Annotated in this window: 11 protein-coding genes; 6 read left to right on the forward strand and 5 right to left on the reverse strand. The window is 65.9% G+C overall.

Going from position 1 to position 19,223, the window contains the following annotated elements:
* The 5 genes from ACFSQR_RS17130 to ACFSQR_RS17150 all read right to left on the reverse strand — a co-directional run bounded on the left by ACFSQR_RS17130 (window position 1) and on the right by ACFSQR_RS17150 (window position 11,541).
* Complete coding sequence (locus tag ACFSQR_RS17130; RefSeq protein WP_377731221.1) at window positions 1–7,563, reverse strand: type I secretion C-terminal target domain-containing protein; 7,563 nt, start codon at window positions 7,561–7,563, stop codon at window positions 1–3.
* A gap of 93 nt (window positions 7,564–7,656) precedes the next feature.
* Window positions 7,657–8,655 carry an FHA domain-containing protein gene (locus ACFSQR_RS17135; RefSeq protein WP_377731222.1) on the reverse strand — a complete coding sequence of 333 codons (999 nt, stop codon included), beginning with the start codon at window positions 8,653–8,655 and terminating at the stop codon, window positions 7,657–7,659.
* Complete coding sequence (locus ACFSQR_RS17140) at window positions 8,652–10,049, reverse strand: serine protease (protein ID WP_377731223.1); 1,398 nt, start codon at window positions 10,047–10,049, stop codon at window positions 8,652–8,654. The genes ACFSQR_RS17135 and ACFSQR_RS17140 overlap by 4 nt, the downstream gene beginning before the upstream one ends.
* Window positions 10,050–10,104: 55 nt before the next feature.
* Complete coding sequence (gene ribA, locus ACFSQR_RS17145; protein WP_377731224.1) at window positions 10,105–10,746, reverse strand: GTP cyclohydrolase II; 642 nt, start codon at window positions 10,744–10,746, stop codon at window positions 10,105–10,107.
* A gap of 90 nt (window positions 10,747–10,836) precedes the next feature.
* Window positions 10,837–11,541 carry a pirin family protein gene (locus tag ACFSQR_RS17150; RefSeq protein WP_377731225.1) on the reverse strand — a complete coding sequence of 235 codons (705 nt, stop codon included), beginning with the start codon at window positions 11,539–11,541 and terminating at the stop codon, window positions 10,837–10,839.
* Between the two features lie 204 nt (window positions 11,542–11,745).
* Between ACFSQR_RS17150 and ACFSQR_RS17155 the strand changes: the two genes are divergently transcribed.
* From ACFSQR_RS17155 to ACFSQR_RS17180, 6 genes are all read left to right on the forward strand, one after another.
* Window positions 11,746–12,729, forward strand: a complete 984-nt coding sequence (locus tag ACFSQR_RS17155; protein WP_377731226.1) for an EAL and HDOD domain-containing protein — start codon at window positions 11,746–11,748, stop codon at window positions 12,727–12,729.
* On the forward strand, window positions 12,707–14,863 hold the full coding sequence (locus ACFSQR_RS17160) for a putative bifunctional diguanylate cyclase/phosphodiesterase (RefSeq protein WP_377731227.1): 2,157 nt from the start codon (window positions 12,707–12,709) through the stop codon (window positions 14,861–14,863). Before ACFSQR_RS17155 ends, ACFSQR_RS17160 begins: the two co-directional genes overlap by 23 nt.
* A gap of 56 nt (window positions 14,864–14,919) precedes the next feature.
* A complete protein-coding gene (locus tag ACFSQR_RS17165) occupies window positions 14,920–15,312 on the forward strand; it encodes a DUF488 domain-containing protein (RefSeq protein ID WP_377731228.1) in 393 nt (130 codons plus the stop codon).
* Between the two features lie 4 nt (window positions 15,313–15,316).
* On the forward strand, window positions 15,317–15,745 hold the full coding sequence (locus ACFSQR_RS17170) for a DUF1810 domain-containing protein (protein WP_377731229.1): 429 nt from the start codon (window positions 15,317–15,319) through the stop codon (window positions 15,743–15,745).
* A gap of 5 nt (window positions 15,746–15,750) precedes the next feature.
* Window positions 15,751–17,709, forward strand: a complete 1,959-nt coding sequence (locus ACFSQR_RS17175) for an alpha/beta hydrolase domain-containing protein (protein WP_377731405.1) — start codon at window positions 15,751–15,753, stop codon at window positions 17,707–17,709.
* 83 nt (window positions 17,710–17,792) lie between these two features.
* Window positions 17,793–19,121, forward strand: coding sequence for an NYN domain-containing protein (locus ACFSQR_RS17180; protein ID WP_377731230.1), 1,329 nt, complete (start codon window positions 17,793–17,795; stop codon window positions 19,119–19,121).
* Window positions 19,122–19,223 lie beyond the last annotated feature (102 nt).

Raw genomic sequence — 19,223 nt, forward strand, 5'->3', positions numbered from 1 at the left:
TCAAGCCCACGGTCCCAACGTGATGCCTGCGCCGATCACTTTGGCCACGCTTTCCTGGTTCTCCGTGCTCTCGCTGAAGCCGGTCAGGACCACTTCCGGCGTGGCGTATCCCTTGTCGAGCACCTGGATCCAGTAGGCCAGGCCATCGTCGTCCGGCTCGCGATGCAGGGCGTTGATGTAGTAGGCCTTGACCAGCTCCGCGGTATTTGGCGTGCTGCCATACAGCGACGCGAACTCGGGCGACTGCATGAAGTGTCCCGAGATCTCCGCCAGCGACATCCCTGCATCTGCCGCTTTGATCCACCATTCGAGCCCAGCGATATCAGGCGTGCGTCCGAAGGCAGCCTGATAGAGCCGGTAGACCTGGCCCGCAGTACCATCCGCACCGACGTCCAATGCGATCGTCGAGGTTGCGAAGCTGATGCGCTCGACGTTGGTCAGTCGGTCGGTGCCATCCAACCCCTCCTTGCATGTGACGATCAGGCCCCCATTGTCCCAGGTCCAGCTATATTTCGAGACATCGCCTGCAAAGTGGACGGTGTCGATGCCCTCGCCGCCGTCGATCGTGTCGTTCCCGGTGTGGCCATCGAGGCGGTCGTTCCCTGCGCCTCCCGCCAGGTTGTCGTCGCCGGCGCCGCCGCCGATCGTGTCGTTACCAAGGCCGCCGGACAAGGTGTCGGCGAACATGCTGCCATTCAGGCGGTCAGCGCCGCTGTCGCCTGAGAGCTGGACCGGCGCCTGCCTGCCGTCGATGTCCAGTCCACCATGGAAGTTTGCTGCGCTCAGTGTGGAACGGTCGACTCCCGTCAGTGTCAGCAGTTGTTCCCAGGTGAATGCGCTGCCAGCGGCGCCGTCACGGTCGAACCAGATGATCGTGTCGTCGCCCGCCTGCTCTGCACGGAGGTACCCCTGCACGCCGAACGGATTCCCCGTCTCGGGCGGAAGCACGGCCTGGAGACTCAGGATATCGCCGTCCGTGACCGAGAAGTCACCAATCGTGACGCTACTTCCTGCCGTCGTGAAGGAAACGGAGAACGTGTCACGGCCGCTGCCGCCGGTAGCGTGTACGACGGCGGACGCCACATGGAACATCGAGACACTGATATGGTCCTGACCGGCCCCGCCGTCGATCGATACGGCGAGCGCCTGGCCGCTGGCAGCGCTCACCGTGATCCGGTCGTCGCCGTCCCCGCCGCCAACGTGGCCCGAGATTTCGTATGCATCCAGTTGATCGTTCCCTGCGCCACCGTACAGGGTATCGTAGCCGCCCGACGCGTGGAGATAATCGTCGCCTGCGCCACCTTCGAGCAGGTCGTTACCGTCTCCTTCGCCGCTGCTCAGGATGTCGTCGCCAGCGCCGCCGATCAGGTGGTCGCTGCCATCTTGCCCTTGCAGGGTGTCGTTGCCATCGGCGCCGGCGAGGGTGTCGTTCCCGCTTCCTCCCTCCAGTGAATCGCTACCTGCGCCGCCGTCGAGCACGTCGTGGCCATCGAAGCCGAACACGCTATCGTTGCCATCGAGGCCGCTGATGATGTCATCCGGTTCGCCGCCAGACAGGACCTCATCGCCCTGCGTTCCCAGGATGGGCAGGCGATTGGGCACCATGCTGTGCTTGAAGTTGTCGGCGGAGAGCGCGTTGGCGTCCACACCGGCCAGCACCGCGATCGTGCGCCAGCCGTACTGGGCGCCGTCGATACCATCCTGGTCCAGCTGCAGCTCAGTATCGGCTCCCGCCTGCACCACGCGCAGCAAGCCCGCGCCAAACGGATCGCCGGGACCTGCGCCTGCCGGGATCAAGCCGAGAACGTCGAGCCGGTCGCCGCCAACCCCAGCCTGGAAGTCGTTGATGCGCACGGCAACCGGAGACCCGGAGAGGTGATAGGTGTCGGTGCCTGCGCCACCTTCGAGCACGATGGACGGGGCCGGGGCGCCTGCATCTCCCGCGATCCGGAGCACATCGTCGCCGCTCCCGCCGCGCAAGGTGGCGTCGCCGGCGCCGCCCACCAGGGTGTCGTCGCCGTCGCCACCATCGAGCAGCGTGGCACCGGTCGAAGTGGTCTGAAGGTAGTCCGCCCCGAATTCGCCGTAGAGCTGGTCATTCCCATCCGAGTCGGACAACCAGTCGTCGCCGGCGCCGCCAGACAGCACGTCGTTTCCGGTGCCGCCGGCAAGCGTGTCCATGCCGTCGCCGCCGTGCAGTTGGTCGTTGCCGGTGCCGCCGTGCAGTTGGTCGTTGCCGTCACCGCCGTGCAGTTCGTCGTTGCCGGCGCCGCCCGCCAGGCTGTCGTCACCCAGGTTACCTTCCAGGAGGTCGTCGAAGCGGCCGCCGGTGATGCTGTCCGCCCCCGCGCTACCGACGAAATGTTCCGGCACGTCGTCCAGGTGTGGCGCCAGCCCGCCCGCGAAATTGACTGCTCCCAGGCTTGCCCGGTCCACGCCGGCCAGCGTCAGCAACTGGTGCCAGCCGTAGGTGCCCGAACCCGAGCCATCGCGGTCGAACCAGATGACCGTATCGTTGCCCACCTGCTCGGTTCGCAGGTGCTTGCGCACGCCGTCGCCGGTACGGGCCTCCGGGGCGAGCAGTTGCAGCAGGTCGAGGACGTCGCCGTCCGCGACCGAGAAGTCGACAATCGACACGTTGACCGATTCGGCTACGCCCTCGATCATGAACGTGTCCCTGCCGCTGCCGCCCGTTGCGCGCACTGCGGAGGCGGCGCCGCTATCGAAGCGGGCACGGATGATGTCGTCGCCCGCTCCGCCATCGACGGTATCGTGCCCACTATCAGCGATGATCAGGTCGTTGCCGGAGCCGCCGTCGACCGTGTCGTTGCCGGCGCCGCCATTGATGGCATCGTTGCCGGATCCGGCATCGATGCGGTCGTTTCCGGCGCCGCCGTCGAGGGTATCGTGTCCGTCGGTGTCGAGGATGATGTCGTCGCCGGCACCGCCCTTGACGCTGTCATTTCCATTACCGCCGTCGATTGCGTCGTTGCCGTCGCCGCCTTCGATGACATCTGCGCCGTCGCCGCCCGAGAGCGAGTCTTCGCCCAACCCGCCCAGCAGGAGGTCGTCGTCTGCCCCGCCTGAGAGCACGTCGTGGCCCTCGCTTCCGGAAATGGTGTCGTTTCCGAGACCGCCCGACATGGTGTCGTCGAGCGTTTCGCCCATCATGCTGTCGGCACCGTCGGTACCTTCACGGTTGAGCGGGACCCCCGGACGGTCGGGAAGCAGCCCGCCAGCAAAGTGTGCCTCGTCCAGCAGCGTGCGGTCGACCCCGGTCAGCGTTACCAGCCGCTGCCAGGTGGCTGCGCTGCCTTCGGCGCCGTCCCGGTCGTACCAGATCACCGTGTCCGCGCCAGCCTGCGTCGCCTGAAGCCGTCCCTGCGTACCAGCGCCGGCAGGGAGAAGGGTCTGCAGGTCCAGCATGTCGCCGCCAGCCACGGAGAAGTCTCCAACTACCAGGTTCATGTGCTCGACCGCGTTCAGCACCGTAAAGGTATCGCTGCCATCGCCGCCCCGCGCCAGCACTTCGCCGCTGGCGCCAACACCGAACGCAAGCCTGATCGAATCGTTGCCGGCGCCACCGTCGATCACGAGGGCGGGCGTGCTCGCGCCAGGCGCGGCGGCGTCGATGCGGTCATTTCCGCTTCCGCCATTGACCGTGTCGCTTCCTTCCGTCGCATTGATCCGGTCGTCGCCGCCGCCGCCGTTGAGGACATCGTTGCCGGTGCCGCCATGCAAGGTGTCGTTGCCGGCAGCGCCCAGTAACTGGTCGTCGCCATCGTCGCCGTACAGCGCGCTTCCCGCCGCGCCGCTGATGCGCAGTTGGTCGTTCCCGGTACCGCCGTGTAGCGTGTTCTGGCCGCTGCTGTCGATAAGCAGGTCATTTCCGGCTCCGCCGTCGATAACATCATTGCCGTCGCCACCGTCGAGGGTATCGGCGCCATTCCCGCCATACAGCTGGTCGGCGCCAGCGCCGCCGTGCAGTGCGTCGTTGTCTGCGCCGCCGTCGATGGAGTCGTTCCCGCCATTGCCGCGCAAGGTGTCATTGCCTGCGGCGCCAGCGATCGTATCGTTGTCCGCGCCGCCATCGAATGCATCCGCGCCAGTAGTCCCAAGGTAGTTTGCAGGCCCGCCCGGGACACCGCCGAGCTGGATGCCGCCGAAGTTGTAGGACACCAGCGCGCTCGCCGACACGTTATCGAGCACCAGAATGTCCTGGAAAGGAGTCGCGCCAGATGGCCCATCCCTGTCGTATTGCAGTACCGCGTCCGCGCCGCGCTGCAGGAGCCGGAATGCAGAGGGCGCGCTGAACGGCTGTCCGGCGGTGGTTGCCCATTCCTCTGCGAGGGCGGCGAGGTCGATGCGGTCGCCACCTTCGCCAACCTGGAAATCGACGACGTGGTAAGAGATCACGTCATTCAAGACTAGCATCCCGTAGGTGTCGACACCCGCGCCGCCGGCTACCCTTACACTTTCGTTTGCCTGTGACAGCCAGACGAGGAAGCGGTCGTTGCCATCGCCGCCATGCGCGGTGAGTGCGGTCGCGAAGGGGTGGGCGCCGCTTGACCTGATACTGAACGTATCATTCCCGATGCCGCCGAGCAGCGTGTCGTTCCGTCCGCCCACCAGTACATCATCGCCAATGCCGCCATCGAGCAGGCTCGTGCCTCCGCTCGACGTGAGCTTGTCGTCCCCAGCGCCGCCTTCGAGGGTGTTGGTGCCGCTGTCGCCGAACAGCGTGTCATTGCCGTCGCCGCCGATGAGAAGTTGCCTGCCACCGCCGCCGTCGATCGTGTCGTCCCCGGCGCCACCGTCCGCGGTGTCATTGCCGTGGTAAGGCCGGATCAGATCATTCCCGTCGCCGCCGTCCAGCGAATCGTCGCCAGAGCCACCGCCAAGGGTATCGTCGCCGGCGCCGCCAAAGATCGTGTCATCCCAAAAGCCTCCGATGAGTACGTCATTGCCATCCGAGCCGTCGAGCCGCACGCCAGCCGTGGATCCGTCCGGCCAATACCCGCCAATGAAATTGTGCGCCGTCAGCGCCGACGAGCTGACGCCGGACAGGATGGCGATGGTAGTCCATCCGTACGCTCCGGCTGCAGCGCCGTCCGCGTCATATTGCAACCACGTGTCGGCGCCGTTCTGTACTATCCGGAGGTAGCCCGGAGTGCCGAACGGACTCTGGCCGTCCAGCTGCCAGTAAGTCGACATTGGTCTCAGGTCGAGCTGGTCGCCGCCAGCGCCAGCGCTGAAGTCCGTGATGCGCAACTGGACCGATGGCAGGTATGGCCCGAACATTCCGCCAAATTTGAAAATGTCCCTGTCGTTCCCGCCGGTTGCGTTCACGGAGTAGGGCCGCGAAGATGCAGCAACCTCGATGTGGTCCTCGCCGTCGCCACCATACACTTCGGCTTCGTTGACACTATTGTCCTTCGCGGCCTGGACCAGGATCGAATCGTTTCCCGCTCCGCCGAGCAGGGTCACGTCATGCTGACCGCCACCGATGGTGTCGTTCCCCGCTCCGCCGTCGATCGTGCCGCTCCCGGACATGGCGTCGTCTCCCACGCCGCCGGAGAGGTAGTTCAAGCCGATTGCATCCTCCAGGTCGTCATCTCCCGCGCCACCGTCGAGCGCATCGTCGCCGAAACTGCCGAGCAATGTGTCCGCGCCGTCACCTCCTTCGAGCAGGTCGTTGCCGCTGTCGCCGTCCAGGAGGTCATCGCCAGTGCCTCCACGTAGTGTGTCGTTGCCGCCGTAACCGTACAGGAAGTCGCCAGCGCCTGCCGGCTCGTCCCCGCCGATGAGAAGGTCGTCGCCCGCCATGCCGATAAGCCGGTCCGCACCAGCGCCTCCGCTGAGCGTGTCGTTGAGGATGCCGCCTATCAAGGTATCGGCACCGGCGGTGCCGTCAAACGTGCCTCCGTCGCTTGCGCCGCTTGGATTGAGCGCGCCGGAAAAGTTCGCAGGCGTAAGTGTTGATGCGCTTGTGTTCTTGAGGGTGACAAGCGTCTGCCAACCGTAGGAGGTGCCGGTTGCGCCGTCCCGGTCGAACGAGACGACCGTATCGGCGCCGACCTGGACGGCGCGGAGGTAACCCGCCGCGCCGAAGGGATTGGCGTTGAGTCCGTAAGGAAGCAGCGCCAATAAGTTGAGTTTGTCACCTTCTGCGGCTGAAAAGTCCAGTATGTCGTTCGATCCGTTAGGAAGGCCGTCAAAGACAAATACATCGGCGCCGCTGCCGCCACTGGCCGTGATCAGGGCGCCAGACCCCTTCAGCTCGATGGTGTCGTTCCCGATCCCGCCTTCCGCCAGTATGCTGACGGCGCCACTGGTGGAGCCGATAACCATGTGATCATTGCCTTCGCCACCGTAGGCGGCGCCCGCCGCCGAGATTGCGATCGCATCCCGCCCATCGCCGCCAAGGATCGTGGCTTGGCCGTCGTAGTCAGACAAGGTGTCGTCACCAGTTCCGCCATCCAGCACATCGACGCCAAGGCCACCGACCAGGGTGTCATTACCGCTGCCGCCGGAGAGCGAGTCGTTGCCAGGCCCGCCATACAGTTCGTCGTCGCCGTCATTGCCGTCGAGTTGGTCATCGAGGAGGGCTCCCTGTAGCGTATCGTTGCCGGCCCCGCCGACCAGCGTTGCCCCGGAAGAGCCGCCGGAGGGACTATAGCCGCCCACGAAGTTGTCTGCCGTCAGCGTACTGGCTGCAACGCCCGCCAGCCGCAGGACGGGCAGATACACGTCTCCTCCATATGGCGAGAGTGCCTGCACCAAGGTGTCGGCGTTATCCTGAACCAGGCGCACGAGTGGATGTGGACTGGAGAACGGATTGCCAATAAATCCATAGGGAAGCAGTGCGCCCAGATCGATCTGGTCTCCATCCTGGCCAACAGAAAAATCGGTGATTGTGCACGTCAGGAGGCTCATGTTTCCCGTCGGGCGGAAGATGTCCGCCCCTGCGCCGCCCGCCAGGTCGATGGAGGCCAGGTAAGACGTGTCCATGAGCGTAAAGTGATCCGCGCCATTGCCGCCACTGGCGGTAGCGGTCGTGGCGGGAATTCCAAATGGAAGTAATATGATGTCGTCGTCGCCATCCCCGCCTGCGAGTGTATCGCTGAGACCGCCCTTCAGCGTGTCGTCCCCCGCGCCCCCTTCGAGCAGCGAACCGCCCTGCGAATTCAGGCTGTCATTGCCGTCGCCACCGCGCAGGGTGTTGTTTCCGGCAAGATCCTCCATGGTGTCGTTCCCCGCGCCGCCGTCGAGCAGATCATTGTCCGTTCCGCCAACAATGCGATCGTTCCCGGCTCCCGCGTACACGGTATCGTTGCCGGCGCCTCCTTTAATGTAGTCGCCGTCATAGTGAAGGATGCCCGGCTCATCGCCTCCGTAAATGAGATCGTCGCCGTCTTGGCCATCCAGGTCGTCACGACCGCTATTGCCACTGATCGTGTCGTTACCCTGGCTGCCAGTCAGCCAGTCGTCGCCGGCAGTGCCGTTGAGCGTAAGGCCCGGAACGGAGGACGCGGCTTGTGCGTTTGCTTGGATGCGGGCCATGAGTAGGAGTTAGTTGCGGGGAGCAACCAATACTATTACTTAGGCCTTTCCAAATGTCCAATAAAATCGGATCAGCTTGTTATCGCCTCGGGGTCACTCTTCCGAGCCGGAGTCGGAATCGTCGTCCTCGGTCGCAAAGCCCTCGCCCACCTTTTTGGTGCGCTCCACGTCCAGGTCCGGCTTGAGCGCCTTCACGTCGGTCAAGAAAGTTTCGACCGGATAGTCGGGGCTCGCGCGCAGCGACGGCGGCAGCACGACCGACATGTAGTGCTCGTCCGCGAACTGGCCGCTGCTTTGCTGGTTCGAGAGCAGGGTCAGACCCGACCCCAGTACGAACAGCGACGCGCACAGGATCACGAATTTGCGTGGCCGGTGCGGCTTGATGGTCCGCAGGTGGAAGTAGATCATGACGCAGGCGATCGCGATGGCGACGTGGCTGCCGTAGCGGACCAGCGCATCGAGCGAGAACGCATATCCCACCATGCTGGAGACGATCTTGAATACCGTTACCGCAGCCAGCGCGCTGCCCAGGATGAATAAGTGCCGTCCGAGTCGCGCATGGCGTCCGAACAGCCGGTTTCCGACCGCCCACAGCCCAGCCCAAGCCAGGCCGCCGGCGATGCCGGTCGCTGCCGCTTGCAGGTAGTTGATCGGGTCGAAGTCCTCGGTATCGTTCAGCCATACCGTAAACAGCGTGAATACCGCGATCAAAAGGATGCCGAGCAGGCCCGGCACCGCGCCTTCCCAGCGGTGCATCGTGCGGTCCAGCAGTTCCGGCTCGACCCGGTAGTCCGCGCTGCGCACGCGCAGGGACGTGTGCCCGATGCGCACGATGGTGTCGCCATCGAGCGGCAGCAAGGTCTTGCGCTTGCCCTTGTGGATCACGCCATTGCGGGTGCCCAGGTCCCGCATGACCAGGTTGCCGGCTTCATCGCGCTCCACCACCACGTGGTTCGGCGCGGTGTGCGCGTCGTCCACGATGTAGTCGTTGTCATAGCCGCGGCCGATGCGGATCGGGAGTTGCCCTACCTGGTGCCGGTGCAGCACATCGCCGTTGCGCGCCAGCGTCTCGATGTAGAAGGGGCCGTTCATTTGCGGCCTCCGCGTCCCAGCGCGTTAAGGAATGCCTGGCTGGTGCGCAGGCCGTTCTCGTACGAGACGCCGCGCAGGTCAAGCCGGCTTTGAAGGTTCGCGTAGGCGTCGTCGGTGCTCGCGGTCAGCAGCGTGAAGTTGTAGAGTCCCTCGAACTTGCGGTAGGCGCGCACGCACATCACCGCGCGCAGCGGCAAGGTGCGGGTCTTGACGAATTTTTCGGTGCACGATGGCGCGGTCAGCCGGGTGTCCTTGTTCGATCCGAGGTTTTCCACCTTGAAGAGGGAGCTGGCCAGGTTGGCGAAGCGTACCTGGTCGAGGTTGTTCGAGCGTACGTACTGGTGGCTCATCGACACCTGGCCGGTCTGCTGGGATTCGGAGATGTAGATGGCGGACTCCATCGTGCAGTTGATGGTGTAGGCGGTAAAGCGGGCTTCGTCCTTGACGTTGGAGTCGCCCCAGCAGCGCACCTGCTCCGATTCGCGCACCGGCACGTTGTACGGTCCCATGGTCTTGATCGACAGCGGCGTTTCGAGCAGCTTGTCGATCATGCTCTTCTGGTGCGACAGCAGCTGCTGGCCGATCAGCGGGTTGAACTCCTTCGGCGGCCTGGCCTGTTTCGCGACCTTGGCGAGCAGTTCCTGCACATACTTGACGGGGACGAGGAAGCTGACCAGCTCCCCATCGAGCCGCTTGGAGACGTTGACGCCCGCGACCAGGCCATTCGCGGTCACGCTCGGGCCGCCGCTCATGCCGGAGTTGATCGGGCCGGTGAACATCAGCTGGTCGTAGAAGCTGCGCATGATGACGCCGTTGTACGCGCCTTCCGAAATCGCAAAGCCCAGGTCGAGCGGATTGCCGAGCGAGTAGAGGTACTGGCCCTGCGTGAGCTGCACCGGTTTTTCCGGCACGTTAAAGAAGCCGGTGCCGTTGCGGTTGATGCGCACCACCGCCAGGTCGTGCAGCACGTCGACCGCCAGCAGTTCCAGCGGGCCGCTCTTGCCGTCGGTGTCGACCCATTCGCCGACATAGACGTCGGGGTCGATCGCCATCTGCGAGACCACATGGTAGTTGGTGACCACCAGGTTGCTGGTGCCGATCATGAAGCCGGAACCGACCGAGGACTGGCTGCGGCCGCTCTTGAGCAGCATGCGGATCTGGAGCAGGTCGGCCTTGGCGGCCGAGTAGACCTTCTGGGCGGACGAGGAGGGCGGTGGCAGGGCGCTCTCGCCGTCTTCGTCTTCGCCCTGCTTGGCGTCGGCGCCAGATTTTTCCGGTGCGGTTTTCCCGGGCGGGGACTTTGCGTCCGGTTTGGCTGGAGTGACGGCCGCGGGCGCGGCGAACGCGACGGCGGCAAGGCAGGACAGCAGGACTGCAGTGATCGGTAATTTCATGCGCTATGGTGGGATGGTGTTGTCTCTCTTATCACCAGCATAACGTATTTGGACCTTATGCTTCGCCGTCGTGCGCTGCAGGCTCCGAAACGGGCGTCATCATGTGGCCCAGCTTGGCGGCTTTGGTATCGAGGTAGCGGCGGTTGAACTGGTTGCGGTTGACCAGCAGCGGCACGCGTTCGGTGACGGTCACACCGAGTTTTTCGACAGCGTCGATCTTGCGCGGGTTGTTGGTCATCAGGCGCACTGACGTGATCTTGAAGTGCTCGAACATCGGCTTGCACAGCGCGTAATTACGCGCGTCGGCGTGGAAGCCGAGCTGCAGGTTGGCTTCGACGGTGTCCGCGCCCGCTTCCTGCAGGCGGTAGGCGCGCATCTTGTTCACCAGGCCGATGCCGCGGCCTTCCTGGCGCAGGTACAGCAGCATGCCGCGGCCTTCTTCGGCAATGCGCTGGAGCGCGCCTTCCAGCTGGGCGCCGCAGTCGCAGCGCTGCGAGAACAGCACGTCGCCGGTCAGGCATTCGGAGTGCACGCGCGCCAGCACCGGTTCGCCGTTGCCGATGTCGCCCAGGGTCATGGCAAGGTGCTCCTTGCCGGTCGAATGCTCGACGAAAGCGTGCAGCGTGAACTGTGCCCACGGGGTGGGGAGGGCGCACGAGGTGGTGTAGTCGAGGATTTCGTCGGGTACTGCGGGCATGGCGTGTGGTCCGTAATTTCTATTGCTGTAGGCGCAAGTGTAACGGAAATCGACCCCGCCCGTGGACCGGCCCCCCGGTGGCGGTGATAATTAATGAGGCGGGAGGTCGAAGAGGAGGAGTTCGGCGTTGTCGGCGCCTGCCAGCATCACTTCAGGCTCGCCACTGAGCTTGGCCGCGTCGCCGCCCTTGAGCGTGACGCCGTTCACGTCCACGCTGCCCCGGATGACGTGCACGTATCCGAGGCGGCCCGGCGCCAGCGCGTGCGCCAGCACATGCCCGCTGCCCATGATGGCCGCGTACACGGACGCATCCTGGTGGATCAGCACCGAGCCGTCGCGCCGATCGCCCGAAGCGATCAGCCGCAGCCGCCCGGTCTTCGATTCGGTTGGGAAGTGCTTTTCCTCGTAGCTTGGCGGGATGCCGCGAACCGACGGTTCGATCCAGATCTGCAGGAAGTGCACCAGTTCCGCCTTCGATCCATTGAACTCGCTATGCCGCACGCCGGTGCCGGCCGACATGCGCTGCACGTCGCCATAGCGCAGCACCGAACCTGTGCCCAGGCTGTCCTTGTGCTCCAGCGCGCCGTCGAGCACGTAGGAGATGATTTCCATATCGCGGTGCGCGTGGGTGCCGAATCCCATGCCAGGCGCCACGCGGTCCTCGTTGATGACCAGGAGCGGCCCGAAGCCCGTGTGCAGGGGATCGTAATAGTCGGCGAACGAAAAGCTGTGCCTCGAATGCAGCCAGCCATGGTCCGCATTGCCGCGTTCTTCGCTCTTCCGTATCTGTAACATCGCCGCCTATCTCCGCTGTATTGTTGCTATTTGTTATTAACTGAGCCGATCCTGCCGATCCATGCCTAACTTAGCATATCTCCGCCGATCTGCAGACTGCGCATGACGTTCATTGGATACCACAGGCGCAGGCCGGTTAACTTGGCTTACCGATATGTTTTCAGAGTAACATAGCGATTCATTATTGCTCTATTGCAACCACTCATGACCGCACCCGCCCAGGCGCCGCTGATATTCCTGAAGGTCGTTGCCGATATCCGCTCCAAGCCGGCAGCCTTGCTGTTCGACGCCGGCCCGGGCGACGTGCCCGCCCTGGCGCCGCTGTTCGAAGACGAAGCGTTCCAGAGCCTCGCCACCTTCCCGCGGCTGTATCCTGCCTCGACGGATCCGGTGCTGGCCGAACAGCTGCAAGCCGCCGGCTGGACGGCAGTCGCTCCCGGTGAGGTGTTCGATCCGGGCCAGACGTTCGACCCGGCCGTGGTTCCTGCCGGCGTACGCTGGGTGGGCGGAGACTGGTGCCTCAGCGCGCCGCCAAGGCTGGGCGCGGCGCAGGCCGCATCGCGCGCGCTGGCCCTGCAGCTGGTGCAATGTGTCGCCAGCGACGCGGACAACCACGAAATCGAAGCACTGCTGCGGCGCGACCCCGCCCTGTCCTATCACCTGCTGCGCCTGGTGAACTCGCTCGGCATGGGCGCAACGCGCAAGATCACGAGCTTTTCCCAGGCCTTGCTGATCCTCGGCCGTTCGCAATTGCGGCGCTGGCTCAACCTGATGCTGTTCGCCGCGCGCGACGGCGATCCGCGCTCGGCCATGCTGCTGGCCCGGGTGGCGGTGCGCGGCCGCGCGATCGAACTGCTGGCGCGTGCCGCGGGCCTGGACCGCACGACGCAGGAGCAGGGCTTCATGACGGGCATGTTCTCGCTGCTGGGCACCTTGTTCGGCATGCCGCTGCCGGAGGTGCTGGCGCCGCTGTCGATCGGCGAGGCGGTCCATGCCGCGCTGCTGGACCATGACGGCGAATTGGGCGCGCTGCTGCTGGCGATCGAACAGGCCGAGCGCGGAGAGTTCGATCGCGTTAGCGCGCACCTGGCGGCGCTGCAGGTCAGCCACCAGGAATTCAACCAGGCCATGGCCGAAGCATCCGTCTTCATGCTGGGCGCCGTCCGTGAAAGCAGCGCCAGTGCCTGATGCGATCCTCGACCGCTGCCGCGCGCTGGCGCTGGCAGCCCGCAAGCAAACCGGCGCCGAGCTGGAAGCGACGCTGACGCAGCTGGAACTCGCGCTGGAGCAGGCGCGCGCGCCGGCCGCCGGCGAATTCGAACTGTCCGACGAGCCGGTCATCCTGCTCGACATGGCGGGCTACCTCACCGGCTGGAACAGCGGCGCCGAGGCGCTGTTCGGCTATACGGCCGCGGAAGCGATCGGCCAGCACGTGCTGTTCCTGTATGAGGAAGACAGCGAGGACGGCGGCATCGCCGAGCTGTTCCTGGAGCAGGGCAGCGGCCTGATCGAAGCGCGCCGGCGCAAGAAGAACGGCGAATCGATCTGGGTGCGCCTGGCGCTCTCGCTGATCCATGACGACACGGGCAGCCCGGTGGGCATGCGCGTGCACCTGTCGCCGATGGCCGAGCACCTGAGCCCGGACGAGAAGATGCGCCTGCACGCGCGCATCATCGAAGACACCGACCAGGGCGTGCTGATCACCGATGCCAACGAGCGCATCGTCTCGATCAACGGCGCCTTCACGCGCATCACCGGCTACCTGCCGGCCGAGTCGATCGGCCAGACGCCGGACCTGCTGCGCTCGGGCGTGCACGACGCGGAATTCCGCGCCAAGGTGCGCGCGGCCATGAAGGGCGCGGCGCCGTGGCGCGGCGAGATCATCGGCAAGCGCAAGAACGGCGAACTGTTCCCGCAGGCGGTCACGATCTCGGTGGTGCGCAACGACGCGGGCCAGATCACCCACACGTTCTCGATTTTTTCCGACATCACGGTCCACAAGGACGCGGAAGTGCGGATGCAGCGCCTTGCCAACTACGACCCGCTCACCGGCCTGCCGAACCGCAGCCTGCTCGCCACGCTGATGAGCCAGCGCATGGCCGAGGCGATGCGCAGCGGCGAATACGGCGCGCTGCTGGTGATCGAGCTGCACCGCATCGGCACCATCAGCGACACGCTCGGGCACGAAGTGGCGGACGAACTGGTACGCGAAGCGGCAAGGCTGTTCGCGGAAACGCTGCGCACCGCCGACATCCTCGCGCGCATCGACGGCAGCCGCTTCGCGGTCGGCCTGCTGCAGATCGAGAAGCGCGAGCACGCCGGCATCGTCGCGCAGAAGCTGCTTGCTTCGCTCAATGCCCCGGTTTCGATCGCCGGCCACAGCCTGCAGGCCAGTGCCAGCATCGGCATTGCCACCTATCCGGAAGACAGCACCGACCTGCCGTCGCTGATGCGCTTTGCCGACGTGGCGCTGGCCAAGTCGGCGCAGGGCGGCGCCAACGGCTTCCTGTTCTACCGCGAGGAGATGGACCAGCGCGCCAAGGAGCAGATGCGGGTCGAGTCCGAACTGCGCACCGCGCTGCGCGACGCCCAGCTCGAGCTGTACTACCAGCCCAAGGTGAGCCTGCGCAGCGGGCGCATCGTCGGCGCGGAAGCGCTGATCCGCTGGCGTCATCCCGAGCGCGGCATGATCCCGCCGAATGTCTTCATTCCCGTCGCGGAAGAGACTGGCCTGATCTACGAGCTGGGCGCATGGGTGCTGGACGAGACCTGCCGCCAGGTGCGTTCGTGGCTGGACGCCGGCGTGGCCGCGCCGACGGTCGCGGTCAACCTGTCCGCGCGCCAGTTCGACCGCCGCCTGCCGGAGCGCATGCACGAGGTGCTGTCGCGCCACGGTGTCGAGCCCTCGCAGCTGATGCTGGAGCTGACCGAAAGCCTGCTCGTGCGCGGCAGCGACGCCGTTGTCGATATCATGAACGAGCTGGTGGCGATGGGGCTGGCGCTGGCGCTGGACGACTTTGGCACCGGCTATTCCAGCCTGTCCTACCTGAAGAAATTCCCGATCAGTACCCTCAAGATCGACCGTTCCTTCGTGGTCGGATTACCGCACGAGGAAAGCGACTGCGCGATCGCGCGCGCGATCGTGACGATGGCGCAGCAGCTGCGCCAGGAGATCGTGGCGGAAGGCGTCGAGAATGCGGAGCAGATGGCGTTCTTGCGCGATCTCGGCTGCGACCAGCTGCAGGGCTTCCTGTTCAGCCCCGCGGTGCCGGCCGCCGAATTCGCGCGTATGCTAGAGGATGGCGCGCGCCTGAGCTGCTAGGGTACTGTTCCTTGAACTTCAGCTGGCGCGACTTCTGCACTGGAAAAGGAGGCGACATGGCAGTGCGCATCGTGAGGCTTGGCGAACCCCGCGCGAAGGGTGAAGGCCTGCGCATCGGCACCGTGCGCCGCCCACCACGCGGCGTACCCAAGGAAGAATTCGCCAGCCGCGACTACTACGACGTCTGGCTTCCGAACCTGGCGCCCACCGCCGACCTGATGACCGCAGGCCGCACCGCCCGGACGGACGCCGAATGGAACGCTTTCGTGCGCGGCTACCGCAAGGAGATGGCGCAGCCCGAAGCCGGTCACCTCATCGACACCCTGGCCGCGCTCTCGCACAGCGCCGATTTCGCCGTCGGCTGCTACTGTGAGGACGAGAACCGCTGCCACCGCGGCATCCTGCGCCAGCTGCTGGCCGACCGCGGCGCCGTCATCCACGGGGACTGAGGCGATGCGCACGCCATTCGACTTCGAGCCTTTCGTCGCGGCGCAGGCCCCGGTCTACGCCCAGGCGCTGGCCGAGCTGCAGGCGGGCCGCAAGCGTACCCACTGGATGTGGTACGTGTTCCCGCAGCTGGCTGGCCTCGGCCGCAGCGCCACTGCGCAGTACTACGGCCTCGCATCGCTCGACGAGGCGCGCGCCTACGCCGGCCATCCGGTGCTGGGGGCACGCCTGCGCGAGTGCGCGCATGCCGCGCTGGCGTCGGGCGCCGCATCGGCCGACGACATCTTCGGCTACCCCGACAACCTCAAGTTTCACTCGTCGATGACGTTGTTCTCATTGGCGGCGCCCGGCGAACCCGTGTTCGCGGCCTGCCTCGACAGATTTTTCGGCGGTGCGCGCGACCAGGCGACCGTCCAGCTCACGGAGTCCCATTGAAGCTCATGAACATCTTCGCCGGCGCCATTGGCGCGCTGGCGCTGGCCGGTTGCGGCATCAACCTGCGCGGCCCGAACGCTCCCGCGGCGGAGGTCGAGCGCTTTGAAGTGGTCAGCCGCACGCCGGCATTTGGCGGCGCGAGTTTCGAGGGCGTAGGCCAGTACGAGACGGTGACCGCGATCGCGCACATGCGCGTCAATCCGCACCACCCCGCCAACCGCGCCATCGCCGATATCGGCATGGCACAGCGCAGCGGCGCCTGGGTCAGGTACAAGACCGACGTCATCGTCCTGCGCCCACGCGACGCGGCCAAGGCATCGCGCGTGATGGTGGTGGACGTGCCGAACCGTGGCAACAAGCTGTTCATGCGCATGGCGAACGAAGGCAACGGCGCCCTGGCCAGCAAGGACGCCGCTGGCACCGGCTACACGATGCGGCAGGGTCACACCTTGGTGTGGATCGGCTGGCAGGGCGACGTGCCGCTGGCCGGCGACGGCAAGGTGGCCGGCATGGAGCTGCCGCTGGCAAGCGATGGCGGCAAGCCGCTCACCGGGATGACGGTGGAAGAGGCGGTGTTCGACGACGTCAAGCCGGTCAGCCGCATGAAGCTGGCCTATCCGGCGGCGGGCGAGCAGGGCGCGCGTCTGCGGGTACGCGCCCACATGCAGGATGCCCCGGTCGACGTAATCTCCTGGCGCTGGGTGTCGCCCCGCGAGATCGAGATCGACCGCCCGAAGGCATTCGACGCCGGCGCGATCTACGAATTCGTTTATGAGGCGCGCGACCCGAAAGTGATGGGCCTTGGCCTGGCCGCGCTGCGCGACGTCACCCAGTTCCTCAAGGACGAGACGGCCGGGAATAATCCCGTGGCCGACATCGATCCGCAGGTCGCGCTGGCGGTCGGCGTCTCGCAGTCCGGGCGCGTGCTGCGCGACTTCATCTGGCAAGGCTTCAATGCAGCGCCGCAGGGCGGCCGCGTATTCGACGGCGCCATGCCCCTGATCGCGGGGGCCAAGAAGAGCTTTACCAACTACCGCTTCGGGCGTCCGTCGCGCAACAGCAAGCAGCACGGCGAGCATTTCACGCCCGGCGACCAGTTCCCGTTCAGCTATGGCGTGACGACCGATCCGGTCTCGGGCCGCACCGACGGCATCTTTGCGCGCTGCGCCACCGATAACACCTGTCCGAAGCTGATGCACGTCGATAGCAGCACCGAATTCTGGCAGGGCCGCGCTTCGCTGGTGGTCACCGACGGCGCCGGCAAAGACATCGCACTGCCGGAAGGCGTGCGCGTCTACCTGATGTCGTCGACCCAGCATGTGTGGTCGGACGAACCGGCGCTCGCGGGCGTGTGCAGTTACCGCCAAAGCACCGCGCCCCAGGCGCCGCTGGTGCGCGCGCTGCTGGAGCGGCTGGCGGCGTGGTCGCGCGACGGCACGCCGCCACCCGCCTCGAGCTACCCCACCATCGCCGGCTACAGGCTTGCGCCGGCCCGCCCCGAAGCGACCGGCTTCCCCGACCTGTCCAGCTATGGCGTGCGCTATCCGCAGGTGATCAACTGGCTGCATGTGGTGGACTACGGCGCCGTTCCCGCGCAGACGGACGCCGCGCGCCGCTACCAGCTGCTGGTGCCGGTCGTGGACGCCGACGGCCATGACATCGCGGGCGTCCGGCTGCCCGACATCGACGTGCCGCTGGCCACTTACGCCGGCTGGAACCTGCGTCGCGAGGGCTTTGCGCAAGGGCAGTTGTGCGGCCTGGACGGCTTTGCGGTGCCGCTGCCGGTCACCCGCAAGGAAGGCGATCCGCGCCTGTCGATCGCGCAGCGCTACCCCAGCCGGCTGGAATACGCCAAGGCGGTAGCGCTGAGCGCGCGAGCCCTGCGCGACCGCGGCCTGCTGCTGCAGGAGGATGTGGACCGCTATATCGAGCGCGCCAAAGCCGAGCGGCGCGTCGCTCCGTGATGCGCACGCGCACGGCGTGCGGGTCGGATGCGGTCGAGTCGGTATAATCCTCGTTTTTGCAACACTTATAACTTCTGATCACCATGGCATCTTCCCACGACAACCTCAGCATGGCTGTGTTCTGCGACTTCGAAAACGTCGCACTCGGCGTTCGCGACGCGAACTTCGAGAAATTCGATATCAAGCCGGTGCTGGAAAAGCTTCTGCTCAAAGGGAGCATCGTGGTCAAGAAGGCGTACTGCGACTGGGACCGCTACAAGGGCTTCAAGGCGATCATGCACGAAGCGAACTTCGAGCTGATCGAGATCCCGCATGTGCGCCAGTCCGGCAAGAACTCTGCTGACATCCGCATGGTCGTGGACGCGCTCGACCTGTGCTACACCAAGTCGCACGTGAATACCTTCGTGATCATCTCCGGCGACTCCGACTTTTCGCCGCTGGTGTCCAAGCTGCGCGAGAACGCCAAGCAGGTGATCGGCGTGGGCGTCAAGCAGTCCACCTCCGACCTGCTGGTGGCGAACTGCGACGAATTCATCTTCTACGACGACCTGGTGCGCGAGCGCCAGCGCCAGGTGGCGCGCCGCCAGCCGCAACAGCAGCAGCCGAAGCGCTCGCCGGAAGAATCCAGCCGCCGCAAGGAAGAGCAGGAATCGCGCAAGGCCGAGGCGATCGAGATGGTGGTCGAGACCTTCGACGCGCTCACTTTCGAGCGTGGCGACAGCGGCAAGATCTGGGCATCGCTGCTCAAGGACACGCTCAAGCGGCGCCGTCCGGACTTTAACGAGACCTATTTCGGCTTCCGCACCTTCGGCAACCTGCTGGAAGAAGCGCAGGCGCGTGGCCTGCTGGAATTCGGGCGCGACGAAAAGTCCGGCGCCTATGTGTACCGTCCGAGCGGCACGCAGGCTGCCGAGCAGGTTCAGGTGCAGCACCAGCAGGACGCGGAGCAGGGCGAGCAGCCATCCGCGCAGCAGGAACAGGCGCATGCCGAGCCGGCGACGCGGGGCAAGTCCGAGCCGCGCCGCCGCACCCGTGGCGGCCGCAAGGCGCGCGAAGAGCACGCCGAGCATGCCGAAGCGCTGGCGCAGGAAGCGGCGGCCATCGCCGAGATGCCTGAACCGGTGTTCGAGCAGGAAGCCGCGCCTGAGCCGGTGGCCGAGCAGCCCATGGCAGAGGAAGCGCCGGCAGGAGAAGCGGCCGAAACGCCGCGCCGCCGTCCGGCCCGCAAGGCCCCGGCGCGCAAGGCCAAGGCAGCCGCCAAGGCCGCAGCGGACGTCGCGCCAGCCGAGCCGGTGCAGGAGCCTGAGGCCGCCGCTCCCGCCGAAGAGCCGGCAGCCGAGCAGGAAGCGGCGCCCAAGCGCGCGCGCAAGCCGGCCGCCCGTCCGCGCCGGCCCGCCAAGCCCAAAGCCTGAGCGAGCGAAGGGGACGGTCCTTGCGGGCAGTCCCCACAAAGCGTGCGGCTGCGCACATTCGGCGCGCCATCCCAAGCGCATACTGGACCCGTAAGGAATCCT

The organism is Pseudoduganella sp. GCM10020061 (genome assembly GCF_042683405.1).
Taxonomy (GTDB): Bacteria; Pseudomonadota; Gammaproteobacteria; order Burkholderiales; family Burkholderiaceae_D; genus Telluria.

What these genes read in the sequence shown, in the direction of transcription:
- ACFSQR_RS17155 (WP_377731226.1), top strand. Translation starts at nt 11,746, where the DNA reads ATGACCGCACCCGCCCAGGCGCCGCTGATATTCCTGAAGGTCGTTGCC.
- ACFSQR_RS17150 (WP_377731225.1), bottom strand. Translation starts at nt 11,541, where the DNA reads ATGTTACAGATACGGAAGAGCGAAGAACGCGGCAATGCGGACCATGGC.
- ACFSQR_RS17135 (WP_377731222.1), bottom strand. Translation starts at nt 8,655, where the DNA reads ATGAACGGCCCCTTCTACATCGAGACGCTGGCGCGCAACGGCGATGTG.
- ACFSQR_RS17180 (WP_377731230.1), top strand. Translation starts at nt 17,793, where the DNA reads ATGGCATCTTCCCACGACAACCTCAGCATGGCTGTGTTCTGCGACTTC.
- ribA (WP_377731224.1), bottom strand. Translation starts at nt 10,746, where the DNA reads ATGCCCGCAGTACCCGACGAAATCCTCGACTACACCACCTCGTGCGCC.
- ACFSQR_RS17130 (WP_377731221.1), bottom strand. Translation starts at nt 7,563, where the DNA reads ATGGCCCGCATCCAAGCAAACGCACAAGCCGCGTCCTCCGTTCCGGGC.
- ACFSQR_RS17165 (WP_377731228.1), top strand. Translation starts at nt 14,920, where the DNA reads ATGGCAGTGCGCATCGTGAGGCTTGGCGAACCCCGCGCGAAGGGTGAA.
- ACFSQR_RS17170 (WP_377731229.1), top strand. Translation starts at nt 15,317, where the DNA reads ATGCGCACGCCATTCGACTTCGAGCCTTTCGTCGCGGCGCAGGCCCCG.
- ACFSQR_RS17175 (WP_377731405.1), top strand. Translation starts at nt 15,751, where the DNA reads ATGAACATCTTCGCCGGCGCCATTGGCGCGCTGGCGCTGGCCGGTTGC.
- ACFSQR_RS17140 (WP_377731223.1), bottom strand. Translation starts at nt 10,049, where the DNA reads ATGAAATTACCGATCACTGCAGTCCTGCTGTCCTGCCTTGCCGCCGTC.